At 61.3% G+C, this 15,148-nt stretch carries 14 protein-coding genes; 9 read left to right on the top strand and 5 right to left on the bottom strand.

The genetic code is table 11. From position 1 onward, the window contains the following. The first annotated feature begins 119 nt into the window (after nucleotides 1-119). On the top strand, nucleotides 120-848 hold the full coding sequence (locus L6D64_RS28640; protein ID WP_445009275.1) for a methyl-accepting chemotaxis protein: 729 nt from the start codon (nucleotides 120-122) through the stop codon (nucleotides 846-848). A gap of 106 nt (nucleotides 849-954) precedes the next feature. Here L6D64_RS28640 and L6D64_RS12550 read toward each other — a convergent pair whose 3' ends face one another. Continuing rightward, nucleotides 955-1,995, bottom strand: coding sequence for a threonine aldolase family protein (locus tag L6D64_RS12550; protein ID WP_176509070.1), 1,041 nt, complete (start codon nucleotides 1,993-1,995; stop codon nucleotides 955-957). Between the two features lie 294 nt (nucleotides 1,996-2,289). Here L6D64_RS12550 and L6D64_RS12555 point away from each other — a divergent pair, with 294 nt between their 5' ends. The 7 genes from L6D64_RS12555 (at nucleotide 2,290) to fdhA (ending at nucleotide 11,256) form a co-directional block, all read left to right on the top strand. Then, complete coding sequence (locus L6D64_RS12555; protein WP_176509069.1) at nucleotides 2,290-3,543, top strand: serine hydroxymethyltransferase; 1,254 nt, start codon at nucleotides 2,290-2,292, stop codon at nucleotides 3,541-3,543. Nucleotides 3,544-3,558: 15 nt separating this feature from the next. Beyond that, complete coding sequence (locus tag L6D64_RS12560; protein ID WP_176509068.1) at nucleotides 3,559-4,809, top strand: sarcosine oxidase subunit beta family protein; 1,251 nt, start codon at nucleotides 3,559-3,561, stop codon at nucleotides 4,807-4,809. 14 nt (nucleotides 4,810-4,823) lie between these two features. Further along, complete coding sequence (locus tag L6D64_RS12565; RefSeq protein ID WP_176509067.1) at nucleotides 4,824-5,159, top strand: sarcosine oxidase subunit delta; 336 nt, start codon at nucleotides 4,824-4,826, stop codon at nucleotides 5,157-5,159. After that, nucleotides 5,156-8,173 carry a sarcosine oxidase subunit alpha gene (locus L6D64_RS12570; RefSeq protein ID WP_176509066.1) on the top strand — a complete coding sequence of 1,006 codons (3,018 nt, stop codon included), beginning with the start codon at nucleotides 5,156-5,158 and terminating at the stop codon, nucleotides 8,171-8,173. The genes L6D64_RS12565 and L6D64_RS12570 overlap by 4 nt, the downstream gene beginning before the upstream one ends. A gap of 74 nt (nucleotides 8,174-8,247) precedes the next feature. Continuing rightward, nucleotides 8,248-8,880, top strand: coding sequence for a sarcosine oxidase subunit gamma (locus L6D64_RS12575; protein WP_112251428.1), 633 nt, complete (start codon nucleotides 8,248-8,250; stop codon nucleotides 8,878-8,880). A gap of 12 nt (nucleotides 8,881-8,892) precedes the next feature. Next, on the top strand, nucleotides 8,893-9,750 hold the full coding sequence (gene purU / locus L6D64_RS12580) for a formyltetrahydrofolate deformylase (protein WP_176509065.1): 858 nt from the start codon (nucleotides 8,893-8,895) through the stop codon (nucleotides 9,748-9,750). Nucleotides 9,751-10,056: 306 nt separating this feature from the next. Further along, nucleotides 10,057-11,256, top strand: coding sequence for a formaldehyde dehydrogenase, glutathione-independent (gene fdhA / locus L6D64_RS12585; RefSeq protein ID WP_051095434.1), 1,200 nt, complete (start codon nucleotides 10,057-10,059; stop codon nucleotides 11,254-11,256). 57 nt (nucleotides 11,257-11,313) lie between these two features. Here the strand turns inward: fdhA and L6D64_RS12590 are convergent, their stop codons facing one another. From L6D64_RS12590 to L6D64_RS12605, 4 genes are all read right to left on the bottom strand, one after another. Next, nucleotides 11,314-12,231 carry an RHS repeat-associated core domain-containing protein gene (locus tag L6D64_RS12590; RefSeq protein ID WP_176509064.1) on the bottom strand — a complete coding sequence of 306 codons (918 nt, stop codon included), beginning with the start codon at nucleotides 12,229-12,231 and terminating at the stop codon, nucleotides 11,314-11,316. Nucleotides 12,232-12,392: 161 nt separating this feature from the next. After that, the gene (locus L6D64_RS12595) at nucleotides 12,393-12,656 is read right to left on the bottom strand and encodes a DUF3077 domain-containing protein (RefSeq protein ID WP_176509063.1); all 264 of its coding nucleotides are present in this window, start codon (nucleotides 12,654-12,656) and stop codon (nucleotides 12,393-12,395) included. Nucleotides 12,657-12,813: 157 nt separating this feature from the next. Beyond that, the gene (locus tag L6D64_RS12600; protein ID WP_176509062.1) at nucleotides 12,814-13,056 is read right to left on the bottom strand and encodes a hypothetical protein; all 243 of its coding nucleotides are present in this window, start codon (nucleotides 13,054-13,056) and stop codon (nucleotides 12,814-12,816) included. Between the two features lie 347 nt (nucleotides 13,057-13,403). Continuing rightward, complete coding sequence (locus L6D64_RS12605) at nucleotides 13,404-14,276, bottom strand: RHS repeat-associated core domain-containing protein (protein WP_176509061.1); 873 nt, start codon at nucleotides 14,274-14,276, stop codon at nucleotides 13,404-13,406. A 218-nt stretch (nucleotides 14,277-14,494) separates the two neighbouring features. On the opposite strand from L6D64_RS12605, the gene L6D64_RS12610 reads away from it, so the two are divergent. Beyond that, nucleotides 14,495-15,070, top strand: coding sequence for a DUF2780 domain-containing protein (locus L6D64_RS12610; RefSeq protein WP_236192452.1), 576 nt, complete (start codon nucleotides 14,495-14,497; stop codon nucleotides 15,068-15,070). The last annotated feature ends 78 nt before the right edge of the window (nucleotides 15,071-15,148 follow it).

Genomic DNA, 15,148 nt, shown 5'->3' on the forward strand with positions numbered 1-15,148 from the left:
GTGGCCTGATCGGCGAAGTGTTGCGCACCAGCGACCGCCTGCACCAGTCAGTAGAGCAGGTGACCCAGGTGGTGAACAACACCGCCGAGCGCTCTGGTCGGCAGCAGGAAATGACCGAGATGGTCGCCACCGCCGTGCACGAGATGGGCCTGACGGTACAAGACATCGCCCGCAATGCTGGCGATGCGGCGCAGGCATCGCAATCGGCGCGGGATGAGGCCCTGCAGGCGCGCGAAGTGGTACGGCGCTCGATCCAGGGAATCGAGGGCATGTCCGGGGATATCGGCAAGGCAGCCGATGCGGTCAGCCAGCTGGCCGATGAAGTGGCCTCGATCGACCAGGTGTTGGCGGTGATTCGCAGTATTTCCGAACAGACCAACCTGTTGGCGCTGAACGCAGCCATCGAGGCGGCCAGGGCAGGGGAGATGGGGCGTGGGTTTGCCGTGGTGGCTGACGAAGTGAGGACGTTGGCCCGGCGTACACAGCTGTCCACCGATGAAGTGCAGCAGATGATCCAGCGCCTCAAGCAGGGGGCGGGTTCTGCCGTGAGTTCGATGCAGGCGGGGCAGCAGGCGACTGGCAGTGGTGTGGCATCCAGCCAGCGTACTGGCGCGTCCTTGGGCGCGATTACCGACCAGGTCGAGCACATCAGCGACATGAACCACCAGGTGGCCACGGCGACCGAAGAGCAGTCAGCGGTGACCGAAGAGATCAACCGGACGGTGCAGGGGATTTCCGATTTGGCCCGGGAGACGGCGGCCGAGGTGCAAGGGTGCCGGGAGGAGTGCCAGGCGCTGCGTGGCCTGGCTGATGACCTGGCGCGGCAGATGGGTGGGTTCAAGCTGTAGATCGGGGTTGGCTTCTACGCGGGTGAACCCGCCCCCACAGGTTGGGCGTCAACCTCAAGGTCGACGCGGCACCTGGGGAAGCGGGCTTACCCGCGAACATGGCCTGTCAGGCAGTGATGATGCTACGGATATCCGCCGCCAGTTCACGCACCCGTTCTTCCTCGGTATCCCACGAACACATGAACCGCGCACCGCCGCTACCGATGAAGGTATAGAACCGCCAGCCCTTGTTGCGCAGCGCTTCAATGGCAGGCTCCGGCATCTGCAGGAACACCCCGTTGGCCTCCACCGGAAACATCAGCTCTACCCCCGGCAGGTCACTCACCAGCGAGGCCAGCAATTGCGCGCAACGGTTGGCGTGGCGGCCATGGCGCAGCCAGGCGCCATCTTCCAGCAGCCCGACCCACGGCGCCGACAAAAAGCGCATCTTCGACGCCAGCTGACCGGCCTGCTTGCAGCGGTAGTCGAAGTCCTCGGCCAGCTGGCGGTTGAAGAACAGGATCGCCTCGCCCACCGCCATGCCGTTCTTGGTGCCGCCAAAGCACAGCACATCGACGCCGGCCTTCCAGGTCAGCTCGGCCGGGCTGCAGCCAAGGAAGGCGCAGGCATTGGTGAAGCGCGCGCCGTCCATGTGCAGGTTCAGGCCCAGCTCCTTGCAGGTGGCGCTGATCGCCCTGAGCTCGTCGGGGCGGTAGACGGTGCCGACTTCGGTGGCCTGGGTGATGGTGACCACGCGTGGCTTGGGGTAGTGGATGTCCTGGCGCTTGAGTGCCACTTCGCGGATCGACTCGGGCGTCAGCTTGCCATTGACGCTGGGCGCAGTCAGCAGCTTGGAGCCGTTGGAGAAGAACTCTGGCGCGCCGCATTCGTCGGTTTCGACGTGGGCGGTTTCGGAGCAGATCACGCTGTGGTAGCTCTGGCACAGCGAGGCCAGGGCCAGGGAGTTGGCGGCGGTGCCGTTGAAGGCGAAGAACACCTCGCAGTCGGTTTCGAACAGGTTGCGGAAGTACTCCGATGCACGCTCGGTCCACTGGTCGTCGCCGTAGGCGCGGTCGTGGCCGTGGTTGGCCTTTTCCATTGCCGCCCAGGCTTCGGGGCAGATGCCGGAATAGTTGTCGCTGGCGAATTGTTGGCTCTTGTCTGTCATGACACTGTCCTGTGAACGACGCAGAACAGCACTCTAAACCATTGCTGAAACGGTTGCCTATACAAGCTGCCGGTTCCGGCCCTTCGCGGATAAATCCGCGCCTGCAAACGACACATCGTCCGTAGGAGCGGATTTATCCGCGAGAGGCCGGCATGAACAACACAAATGCCAATGTCGTAAACGCGCCATTGCAAGGCGTGCGCAGGCATCTGACCCGCCCCGGCCAGTCATAACATCGCCACAAAGGGCCACAGTGCCCCACGACAAAAATCGATCGCTGCCGGGAGATACACGATGTTCAGCAAGCAAGACCAGATCCAGGGTTATGACGATGCACTGCTGGTGGCGATGAATGCCGAAGAACAGCGCCAGGAGGACCACATCGAGCTGATCGCCTCGGAAAACTACACCTCCAAGCGCGTGATGCAGGCCCAGGGCAGCGGCCTGACCAACAAGTACGCCGAAGGCTACCCGGGCAAGCGCTACTACGGTGGCTGCGAGCACGTCGACAAAGTCGAGGCCCTGGCCATCGAGCGCGCCAAGCAGCTGTTCGGCGCCGACTACGCCAACGTCCAGCCGCACTCCGGTTCTTCGGCCAACGGCGCGGTCTACCTGGCCCTGCTGCAGGCCGGTGACACCATCCTCGGCATGAGCCTGGCCCACGGCGGCCACCTGACCCACGGCGCCAAGGTGTCGTCCTCGGGCAAGCTGTACAACGCTGTGCAGTACGGCATCGATACCACTACCGGCCTGATCGACTACGACGAAGTCGAGCGCCTGGCTGTCGAGCACAAGCCGAAGATGATCGTTGCCGGCTTCTCGGCCTACTCCAAGACCCTCGACTTCCCACGCTTCCGCGCCATTGCCGACAAGGTGGGTGCCTACCTGTTCGTCGACATGGCCCACGTTGCCGGCCTGGTTGCCGCAGGCCTGTACCCGAACCCGATCCCGTTCGCCGATGTGGTCACCACCACCACCCACAAGACCCTGCGCGGTCCACGTGGCGGCCTGATCCTGGCCAAGGCCAACGAAGAGATCGAGAAGAAACTCAACGCCGCCGTATTCCCGGGCGCCCAGGGCGGCCCGCTGATGCACGTGATCGCCGCCAAGGCCGTGTGCTTCAAGGAAGCGCTGGAGCCAGGCTTCAAGGCTTACCAGAAGCAAGTGATCGAAAACGCCCAGGCCATGGCTCAGGTATTCATCGACCGCGGCTACGACGTGGTCTCCGGCGGTACCGACAACCACCTGTTCCTGGTCAGCCTGATTCGCCAGGGCCTGACCGGCAAAGATGCCGACGCCGCCCTGGGCCGCGCGCACATCACCGTCAACAAGAACGCCGTGCCGAACGACCCGCAGTCGCCGTTCGTCACCTCCGGCCTGCGCATCGGTACCCCGGCCGTCACTAGCCGCGGCTTCAAGGTAGCGCAATGTGTCGCCCTGGCCGGCTGGATCTGCGACATCCTCGACAACCTCGGTGACGCCGACGTCGAAGCCGATGTGGCGAAGAACGTCGCGGCGCTGTGCGCTGACTTCCCTGTTTACCGCTGAGTGGAGTAAACGAACATGCAACGCTACTCGGGCTTCGGCCTTTTCAAGCACTCCCTCAGCCACCACGAGAACTGGCAGCGCATGTGGCGCACGCCGACCCCGAAAAAGGTCTATGACGTGGTCATCGTCGGCGGTGGCGGCCATGGCCTGGCCACGGCCTACTACCTGGCCAAGGAACACGGCATCACCAACGTCGCGGTGATCGAGAAGGGTTACCTGGGCGGCGGCAACACCGCCCGTAACACCACCATCGTGCGTTCCAACTACCTGTGGGACGAGTCGGCGCACCTGTACGAGCACGCCATGAAACTGTGGGAGGGCCTGTCCCAGGACCTCAACTACAACGTGATGTTCTCCCAGCGCGGCGTCTACAACCTGTGCCACACCCTGCAGGACATGCGTGATTCCGAGCGCCGTGTCAGCGCCAACCGCCTCAACGGCGTCGATGGCGAGCTGCTGAACACTGCCCAGGTTGCGGCCGAAATCCCGTACCTGGACTGCTCCAAGAACACCCGCTACCCGATCCTTGGCGCCACCGTTCAGCGCCGTGGTGGCGTGGCCCGCCACGACGCCGTGGCCTGGGGCTTTGCCCGTGCCGCCGATGCCCTGGGCGTGGACCTGATCCAGCAGACCGAAGTGATTGGCTTTCGCAAGGAAAACGGCGCGGTCATCGGCGTGGAAACCAACAAAGGCTTCATCGGCGCCAAGCGCGTCGGCGTGGTCACCGCCGGTAACTCCGGGCACATGGCCAAGCTGGCCGGCTTCCGCCTGCCGCTGGAATCGCACCCGCTGCAGGCGCTGGTCTCCGAGCCGATCAAGCCGATCATCGACAGCGTGATCATGTCCAACGCCGTACACGGCTACATCAGCCAGTCCGATAAGGGCGACCTGGTGATCGGCGCCGGTATCGACGGCTGGGTCGGCTACGGCCAGCGCGGTTCGTACCCGGTGATCGAGCACACCCTGCAGGCCATCGTCGAAATGTTCCCCAACCTCTCGCGTGTTCGCATGAACCGCCAGTGGGGCGGCATCGTCGATACCTCGCCAGACGCCTGCCCGATCATCACCAAGACGCCGGTCAAGAACCTGTTCTTCAACTGCGGTTGGGGGACTGGCGGCTTCAAGGCGACCCCGGGTTCGGGCAACGTCTTCGCCGCGAGCCTGGCCAAAGGCGAAATGCACCCATTGGCCGCGCCGTTCTCCATGGACCGCTTCTACAACGGCGCACTGATCGACGAACACGGCGCCGCCGCCGTCGCCCACTAACCGGAGCCACCGTCATGTTGCATATTTTCTGTCCCCACTGTGGCGAGCTGCGCTCCGAAGAAGAGTTCCACGCCTCTGGCCAGGCGCACATCGCCCGCCCGCTGGACCCTAACGCCTGTTCCGACGAGGAGTGGGGTACCTACATGTTCTACCGTGACAACCCACGCGGTATTCACCACGAACTGTGGGACCACGTTGCCGGTTGCCGCCAGTACTTCAACGTCACCCGCAACACCGTGACCTACGAGATCCTGGAAACCTACAAGATTGGCCAGAAGCCGCAAGTGACCGCTGAGGGCAAAGCTGCGATCGCACCGTCCGCCGTCAAAGGCCAAGGGGAAAAAGTATGAGCCAGACCTATCGCCTCGCCAGCGGCGGCCGTATCGACCGCAGCAAGGTCCTGAACTTCACCTTCAACGGCAAGACCTACCAGGGTTATGCCGGTGACAGCCTGGCCGCCGCGCTGCTGGCCAACGGCGTCGACATCGTTGGCCGCAGCTTCAAGTACTCGCGCCCACGCGGCATCATCGCCGCCGGTAGCGAAGAGCCGAACGCGATCCTGCAGATCGGCTCCAGCGAAGCCACCCAGATCCCCAACGTGCGAGCCACTCAACAGGCGCTGTACGCGGGCCTGGTCGCCACCAGCACCAATGGCTGGCCGAACGTCAACAACGACGTCATGGGCATCCTCGGCAAGGTCGGCGGCAACATGATGCCGCCGGGCTTCTACTACAAAACCTTCATGTACCCGAAATCGTTCTGGATGACTTATGAGAAGTACATCCGCAAGGCAGCCGGCCTGGGCCGTGCGCCGCTGCAGAACGACCCGGACAGCTACGACTACATGAACCAGCACTGCGACGTGCTGATCGTTGGCGCCGGCCCTGCTGGCCTGGCCGCCGCGCTGGCCGCTGGCCGCAGCGGTGCCCGCGTGATCCTGGCTGACGAGCAGGAAGAGTTCGGCGGCAGCCTGCTCGACACCCGCGAAACCCTCGACGGCAAGCCTGCCGCCGATTGGGTCAACGCCGTGGTCAAAGAGCTGCAAAGCCTGCCGGAAGTGACCTTGCTGCCACGCGCCACGGTCAACGGCTACCACGACCATAACTTCCTGACCATTCACGAGCGCCTCACCGACCACCTCGGCGACCGCGCCCCGATCGGCCAGGTGCGTCAACGCGTGCACCGTGTCCGCGCCAAGCGCGTGGTCCTGGCTGCCGGCGCTCACGAGCGCCCGTTGGTGTACGGCAACAACGACCTGCCGGGCAACATGCTGGCTGGTGCAGTTTCCACTTACGTTCGCCGTTACGGCGTGGCCCCAGGGCGCAAGCTGGTGCTGTCGACCAACAACGACCACGCCTACCGCGCCGCGCTGGATTGGCACGACGCCGGCCTGCAAGTGGTCGCCATTGCCGACGCTCGCCACAACCCGCGTGGTTCGCTGGTTGAAGAAGCGCGTGCCAAGGGCATCCGCATCCTCACCTCCAGCGCCGTGATCGAGGCCAAGGGCACCAAGCACGTCAGCGGCGCCCGTGTGGCGGCCATCGATGTGCAGGCGCACAAGGTCACCAGCCCCGGTGAAACCCTCGAATGCGACCTGATCGCCACCTCCGGCGGTTACAGCCCGATCGTGCACCTGGCTTCGCACCTGGGCGGTCGCCCGGTCTGGCGTGAAGACATCCTCGGCTTCGTGCCGGGCGATGCCCCGCAGAAGCGCGAATGCGTGGGTGGCATCAACGGCGTCTACGCCCTGGGCGATGTGATTGCCGATGGTTTCGAAGGCGGTGCCCGCGCCGCCACTGAAGCGGGCTTCAAGGCCACCGTTGGCAGCCTGCCGAAAACCGTGGCGCGCAAGGAAGAGGCCACCGTGGCGCTGTTCCAGGTGCCGCACGACAAGGGCACTGCCCGTGCACCCAAGCAGTTCGTCGACCAGCAGAACGACGTCACTGCTGCCGCCATCGAACTGGCCACCCGCGAAGGCTTCGAGTCGGTCGAGCACGTCAAGCGCTACACCGCGCTGGGCTTCGGCACCGACCAGGGCAAGCTGGGCAACATCAACGGCCTGGCCATCGCCGCCCGTTCGATCGGCATCACCATCCCGGAAATGGGCACCACCATGTTCCGCCCGAACTACACGCCGGTGACCTTTGGCGCGGTAGCCGGTCGTCACTGTGGCCACCTGTTCGAGCCCGTGCGCTTCACCGCCCTGCATGCCTGGCACGTGAAGAACGGCGCCGAGTTCGAAGATGTCGGCCAGTGGAAGCGCCCTTGGTACTTCCCCAAAGCCGGTGAAGACATCCATGCCGCGGTTGCCCGTGAATGCAAGGCCGTGCGCGACAGCGTGGGCCTGCTGGACGCTTCGACCCTGGGCAAGATCGACATCCAGGGCCCGGATGCGCGCGAGTTCCTCAACCGCATCTACACCAACGCCTGGACCAAGCTTGACGTGGGCAAGGCCCGCTACGGCCTGATGTGCAAGGAAGACGGCATGGTCTTCGACGACGGCGTGACCGCCTGTGTCGGCGACAACCACTTCATCATGACCACCACCACCGGCGGCGCTGCCCGCGTATTGCAGTGGATGGAGCTGTACCACCAGACCGAATGGCCAGAGCTGAAGGTGTACTTCACCTCGGTCACCGACCACTGGGCCACCATGACCCTGTCCGGCCCGAACAGCCGCAAGCTGCTCAGCGAGCTGACCGACATCGACATGGACAAGGACGCCTTCCCGTTCATGACCTGGAAGGAAGGCAACGTCGGCGGCGTGCCGGCCCGCGTGTTCCGTATCTCGTTCACCGGCGAGCTGTCGTACGAAGTCAACGTGCAGGCCAACTACGCCATGGGCGTGCTGGAACAGATCATCGAGGCCGGCAAGAAGTACAACCTGACCCCGTACGGCACCGAGACCATGCACGTACTGCGGGCCGAGAAGGGCTTCATCATCGTCGGCCAGGACACCGACGGCTCGATGACCCCGGACGACCTCAACATGAGCTGGTGCGTGGGCCGCAACAAGCCGTTCTCGTGGATCGGCCTGCGTGGCATGAACCGCGAAGACTGCGTGCGCGAGAACCGCAAGCAGCTGGTAGGCCTGAAGCCGATCGACCCGACCAAATGGCTGCCGGAAGGCGCCCAGCTGGTGTTCGACCCCAAGCAGCCGATCCCGATGGACATGGTCGGCCACGTCACCTCCAGCTACGCGTCCAACTCCCTGGGCTACTCGTTCGCCATGGGTGTGGTCAAGGGCGGCCTCAAGCGCATGGGCGAGCGCGTGTACTCGCCGCAGGCCGATGGCAGCGTGATCGAGGCGGAAATCGTGTCTTCGGTGTTCTTCGATCCGAAGGGTGAGCGGCAGAACGTCTAAGGCCCCGGATGGCGGCGCAGCCTGCTTGCAGTGCTGCGCCACCCTGACGAACAAGAATTCAAGGCAGGTAAGAAATGAGCGCTATCAACGTCTTCCAGCAAAACCCCGGCGCCGAGGCCAAGGCCCAGTCGCCACTGCACCACGCCGACCTGGCCAGCCTGGTTGGCAAGGGCCGCAAGAACGCAGGCGTGACCCTGCGTGAACGCAAGTTCCTCGGCCACCTGACCCTCCGTGGCGATGGCCACGACCCGGAATTCGCCGCCGGCGTGCACAAGGCCCTGGGCCTGGAGCTGCCGGTTGCCCTGACCGTGGTCGCCAACAACGAGATGTCGCTGCAATGGGTCGGCCCTGACGAGTGGCTGCTGATCGTCCCGGGCGGCCAGGAACTGGCGGTCGAGCAGAAGCTGCGCGCAGCCCTCGAAGGCCAGCACATCCAGGTGGTCAATGTCAGCGGCGGGCAGAGCCTGCTGGAACTGCGCGGCCCGAACGTGCGCGAAGTGCTGATGAAATCCACCAGCTATGACGTGCACCCGAACAACTTCCCGGTCGGCAAGGCGGTCGGCACCGTGTTCGCCAAGTCGCAGCTGGTGATCCGCCGCACCGCCGAAGACACCTGGGAACTGGTGATCCGCCGCAGCTTCGCTGACTACTGGTGGCTGTGGCTGCAGGACGCTTCGGCCGAATACGGTCTGAGCATCGAAGCGTAAGGAGAGCAGAACATGAGTCGGGCACCGGACACCTGGATTCTCACCGCCGACTGCCCGAGCATGCTCGGCACCGTCGACGTGGTGACGCGTTACCTCTACGAGCAGCGCTGCTACGTCACCGAGCACCACTCCTTCGATGACCGGCTGTCGGAGCGTTTCTTCATTCGCGTGGAGTTCCGCCAGCCGGACGCTTTCGACGAGGCCGGCTTCCGTGCCGGCCTGGCCGAGCGCAGCGAAGCGTTCGGCATGGCCTTCGAGCTGACCGCACCCAATCACCGTCCCAAGGTGGTGATCATGGTGTCCAAGGCCGACCATTGCCTGAACGACCTGCTGTATCGCCAGCGCATCGGCCAACTGGCCATGGACGTGGTCGCGGTGGTGTCCAACCACCCGGACCTCGAGCCCCTGGCGCACTGGCACAAGATTCCTTACTACCACTTCGCTCTCGACCCGAAGGACAAGCCGGCGCAAGAGCGCAAGGTGATCCAGGTGATCGAAGAAACCGGCGCGGAGCTGGTGGTGCTTGCCCGCTACATGCAGGTGCTGTCGCCGGAGCTGTGCCGGCGCCTGGATGGCTGGGCGATCAACATCCACCACTCGCTGTTGCCCGGGTTCAAGGGCGCCAAGCCCTATCACCAGGCCTACAACAAGGGCGTGAAGATGGTCGGCGCCACGGCGCACTACATCAACAACGACCTCGACGAAGGGCCGATCATTGCCCAGGGCGTCGAGGTGGTGGACCACAGCCATTACCCCGAAGACCTGATTGCCAAGGGGCGCGACATCGAATGCCTGACCCTGGCGCGGGCGGTGGGTTACCACATCGAGCGGCGGGTGTTCCTCAACGCCAACCGGACGGTCGTTCTCTAACAACCTGTTCCGGCCTCTTCGCGGCTAAAGCCGCTCCCACAGGGTTCGTTCAGTCTCGGAGACTGGCGCATTACCTGTGTAGGAGCGGCTTTAGCCGCGAAGAGGCCGGCACAAGCCGCCACCTCTGTTTGCCCCCTGTCCTCCAACGACAGCACTGCCGTTAAAAGGCAACTCCCTGTCGCTTCCAGTCAGTGCAATCCGCCGTATCAGGCCCACAATTCCCTGCATTCCAGTAACACAAGCCGCCCATGGATGGCGGCGCGTTCAACCACCGCTGCATAAATATAAATCGAGCGAGGTAAGAGCATGTCTGGCAATCGTGGAGTGGTGTATCTCGGCGCGGGCAAGGTCGAGGTGCAGAAAATCGACTACCCGAAAATGCAAGACCCACGCGGCAACAAGATCGAGCACGGCGTGATCCTCAAGGTGGTTTCCACCAACATCTGCGGCTCCGACCAGCACATGGTCCGCGGCCGCACCACTGCCCAGGTCGGCCTGGTCCTGGGCCACGAAATCACCGGTGAAATCGTCGAGATGGGGCGTGATGTCGAGCGCCTGAAGATCGGCGACCTGGTGTCGGTACCGTTCAACGTCGCGTGCGGGCGCTGCCGCTCGTGCAAAGAAATGCACACCGGTGTCTGCCTCACCGTCAACCCGGCCCGCGCCGGCGGTGCCTATGGCTATGTCGACATGGGCGACTGGACCGGTGGCCAGGCCGAATACGTGCTGGTGCCGTACGCCGACTTCAACCTGCTGAAACTGCCGGACCGCGACAAGGCCATGGAGAAGATCCGTGACCTGACTTGCCTGTCCGACATCCTGCCGACCGGCTACCACGGCGCTGTCACTGCCGGTGTAGGCCCTGGCAGCACCGTCTACGTCGCCGGTGCCGGTCCGGTCGGCCTGGCCGCCGCTGCCTCGGCGCGCCTGCTGGGCGCCGCCTGCGTGATCGTCGGTGACCTCAACCCGGCCCGCCTGGCCCACGCCAAGTCCCAGGGCTTCGAAGTGGTCGACCTGTCCAAGGACACCCCGCTGCACGAGCAGATCGTCGACATCCTCGGCGAGCCTGAAGTGGACTGCGCCGTCGACGCCGTTGGCTTCGAAGCCCGTGGCCACGGCCACGAAGGCGCCAAGCATGAAGCCCCTGCCACCGTGCTGAACTCGCTGATGCAGGTGACCCGCGTGGCCGGCAACATCGGCATCCCGGGCCTGTACGTGACCGAAGACCCGGGCGCGGTCGATGCCGCCGCCAAGATCGGCGCGCTGAGCATCCGCTTCGGCCTGGGCTGGGCCAAGTCGCACAGCTTCCACACCGGCCAGACCCCGACCATGAAGTACAATCGCCAGCTGATGCAGGCGATCATGTGGGACCGCATCAACATTGCTGAAGTGGTCGGCGTGCAGGTGATCAACCTTGACCAGGCGCCGGAAGGCTATGGCGAGTTCGATGCAGGCGTGCCGAAGAAGTTCGTGATCGACCCGCACAAGATGTGGGGTGCGGCGTAACAATCATTGAGTGAATATAGCCCTTCGCATTGAGGGGCTATATTGTGATATTTGATTTTATAATTGATGGCCCTTTAGAGCTTTTCGTATTCCCTCATTTATTCTTTGTATTTCGTCCTCAGAATCTGAACCGTAAGGTGTTGAATCAGCTGACGCGGTTCTGCGGTTTTGACTCGCACGGAAACTTCTCGCGATTCGAATGTTTTCCAGCAGCTCTACGGTTGGTGCGTCAGTCGAAGGGAACTGAGAGATATCTATATCTGACTTTCGAACCAGCAGTTCAATTGCGTGTGTTTTGGCAATATTCTTCTCGTTGCCGAGTGCAGCGCCGATCAGTTTTTCAGGGTTGTTAAGAAAGCGCTTGATTTCTTGCAAGGCCGGTCTGGTCATTCTGTTCAAATGTCTGTTCGTTTCTGATAGTGCCACTGCAGAATCCAGGTCAAGGTGCTTGATAATATTGGTAAAAATATCAGGCTCTGTGAGTTTTGTTATCTTTGTGCTGAAGGGCATATGCCCGGATGGGTCTGAGAAGTTTACTGGGTCACCTCTCACGAAGCAGTAAGTGTTCAGCCCGCCGGCACCGAATGGGCTCAGTCGATCAGTTGAAAAAAAGCGCATTGAAACAGTGCTATATCTTCGATAACCATTGCCAAGTAGATACCCGTGGGAACTCTTGTCATAAAACTCACCCTTGAATCCTATCGATATGCGGATTGATAGCGCCCCGGGGTCGTGTCCATATGCAGAATAGCTACGGGCTTCGCCTTCTTCTTCTTCTTCAGCGTCCAACGCCATGAATACTGACCCCTTATCATCTGTGGCAAGCAAGCTGGTTGTTGAGTCACCTTGCAGTTGCTGCTCAGCTAGCGGTAACTCATTACTGCGGAAGATGGCGCGTTGCTGATCGCCTTGCTTCACGGTGATCAGCTTGTCGCCCTGATAGAAGAAAAGTGTACCGTTCGATGCTTTGCTCATGATTCAAGTCCCTGCGGTGCTAGATGAATGGAGGCTGCTTGAAGCCCATTCTGAACGGCCGCAGGGATTTTGATACTGGCAGAAATACTAGTTTGTGGCCTGACCCGGAACCTGTGGGAGCGGGCTTGCCCGCGAAAGGGCCAGCCCTGCCAACCCATCACTCAGCGCATCATCCCCAACTCGGCATCATCCATCAGCGCCTTGGCCAGCGCGCTCAGATAGTGTGAAGCCCAAAGCAACTGCGGCTTGTTGTCCATCAGGCCGTCTATGGTCAAATCCCGTACATAGCCCATCAGTTCCGAAGCCTGTTCTCGTGCACTATGGCAGGGAATGCCCGGGGCAATGCAGAACAGCGGGTGGGTCTGGCCTTCGCCCTGGTAGAAAAAGGTCGTGCCTACGGTGGTCTTGGTCTCGTCGCCGGTCATATTTCAATCTCCCTGAAGTTTCTCGACTGCCAAGCCCAGCCCTTTCGCGGCTAAAGCCGCTCCCACAGGTTTTGCGCCAAGCCTGAGGCCTGCATTGAACCTGTGGGAGCGGGCTTGCCCGCGAAGAGGCCAGGCCAGCCAACACAAGGTTTGAACCCTAGTGCAGCGTCCGCGGCTCCGCCGGCAGCTGCACCTGGATCAAGGCCGTTTCAAGCAGCACCCGCAGCGTTTCGAGCTCATGCATCGTGGCCATCATCAAGATTGAAACCGGTGACTTGGGCTGCAGCAGAATCGCCTGATGCGCGACGGTTTGGGCGCACAGCGCATAGTCCGTGGCCTGGATGAGGGTATCTTCGAGGGAATGGGAGGTGTGGGGTGGATCGGGGACAATCTTAAGCATGATGGAACACCTTGAATGAGGGCCATCACCATCTGCTGTCAAACAATTGGTGGCAGCTGTACATGGGTTGACAGACCGGTAGGTGAACCAAAACCCGGCGCACACGAAGTGCCCCATGCACAGCTGCCATACAGGCGAAGCCATGTGATTCATACCAAGGCGGCCTGTCAAAGCCGGTCGCTGATTTCGCAGCGACCGCCCGAGACTAGAGCGCAGCCCAGATCATCGCAATGGCTTAAGCCGCTTGGGAGCATATTTCAGAAACGTCCTACGAGTAAGCGGAAAAAGTTGGAAAATAGAATTGATTTTGCCGCGCTGAGCATCCCTATGCAAAAGTTGAACGGGTATTATCTGCGAACTCCACGATTGACCTGTTGCAAATCTTTTTCGACCTCGCTGACGACTTGTTGGTATGTGGCTGCGCCCATGATAAGCTGGAGCTCATCAGCTTCATCTGCCAATAAATTATATTCCGCAACGATTGATTCTTCTTGTTTTCTTAATGCAAGTGCTTCTTTCATTTCTGAAACGGCTTGCTGATGTAGTTGCTTCTTCTTGGCCTCTGCTTCAGCCCTTGTCCTATCAGAGACTTTAACTTTTACGCCGTCGACCTTTTGACCGATCCCGTAACTTCTATCGACTTCCGTTTCTAATTGAGTGTACTGGGATGAATTTGCTCGGTGCTTTTGCTGTTGTTTGACTACATTAGTTTTTTGTGTCTCAAGTTCTTTTCTGCGCAATATATTAGTTTTGAGAAGCTGCTTGGGGCTAGCCGGCATATGTCCGGATGGGTCTGTTGAGTTGACAGGGTCATTGTAACAGTAGGCATAGCAGTTTATGCCGCCTTCTCCGAATGGCGAAATGCTATCCGGCGACAGGAAACGCATCAATAAGGAAGAAAATAGCCTGTAGCCGTTGCCAAGCATGTACAAGCCTTTGAGCTCTGCACGTTCACCATTAAAACCGAGCATGGATGTGTTCGAGGGCACCGTGGCGGAATACCCGTATGCTGAATAACGGTGTGTTTCATTGTGCGCGGTGCTGGTTGCGGCAAAAACCGAGCCATTTATATCTGTAGCCAGAAGGGCATGATTTTTATCACTTTGCGATTGTCGCTCAGCCAGTGGAACCTGATTACCTTTGAGGATTGAGCGGTTTGTTTGACCTAGCGTTACGGTTGCAATCTGTTCTTTTTGGTAAAAAAGTCTCGTGGTACTCATGGGCGGGTATCCAAGGTTGGGAGTAATGGGGGCGCTGCCAGTATTCTGCGATCCTCATCGATTGCGCTACTGGCAATAATGCTAGGTCGATAGATGTGGCTTTGGTATTTCAACCGGTTCATCGTGGTTTTTGCCGATACTCGGTCAGGAACAAACCCAGAAGCCACCAGTCAAAGTCCTCGTTTCCCAGGCATACCGGCCAACCGAGGTCCCTCCCGATGAAAGCATTCACCCTGGCAACCCTGATGACCCTGGCCGCAAGCCCGGTGTTCGCCTTCAACCTCAGCGACGCCGCCAACGCCGTCTCCGCCATGCAGAACCAGCAGCAACAAGGCCAGGTACAGGCGCCCGAAGGGCAGGCCAATCTGCTCAACACCCTGGGCAGCCAGTTGAATATCACCCCCGAACAGGCCGTGGGCGGGGCAGGGGCCATGCTGGGGCTGGCGCGTAACAACCTGAGCAGCGACGACTATGGCCAACTGACCAAGGCCGTGCCGGGCCTGGACCTGCTGTCGGGTGCCAATGTCCTGGGTGGGCTGAGTGGGCTGGGTGAGTTGCTGGGCAGCGACAAGGGCAGCCAGTCGGCGCTGGACAAGGCGCTGGGCAATGACGTGCAGAACCGTGGTGACTTGGACAATGCGTTCAAGGCGCTGGGGATGGATACCGGGATGATCGGGCAGTTTGCGCCATTGATTCTGCAGTACCTGGGGCAGCAGGGGATTGCGGGGTCGTTGTTGCAGAATCTGGGTAGCCTTTGGACCACACCGGCGCCGTTGGCACAGCCTTCGGTTTGATTTTTGTGTAGCGTCAGTGCCGGCCCTATCGCCTACAAGCCTGGCGCTGCACCTGTGGGAGCGGCCTTGTGTCGCGAA

Source organism: Pseudomonas urethralis (assembly GCF_021602465.1).
GTDB lineage: Bacteria > Pseudomonadota > Gammaproteobacteria > Pseudomonadales > Pseudomonadaceae > Aquipseudomonas > Aquipseudomonas vlassakiae.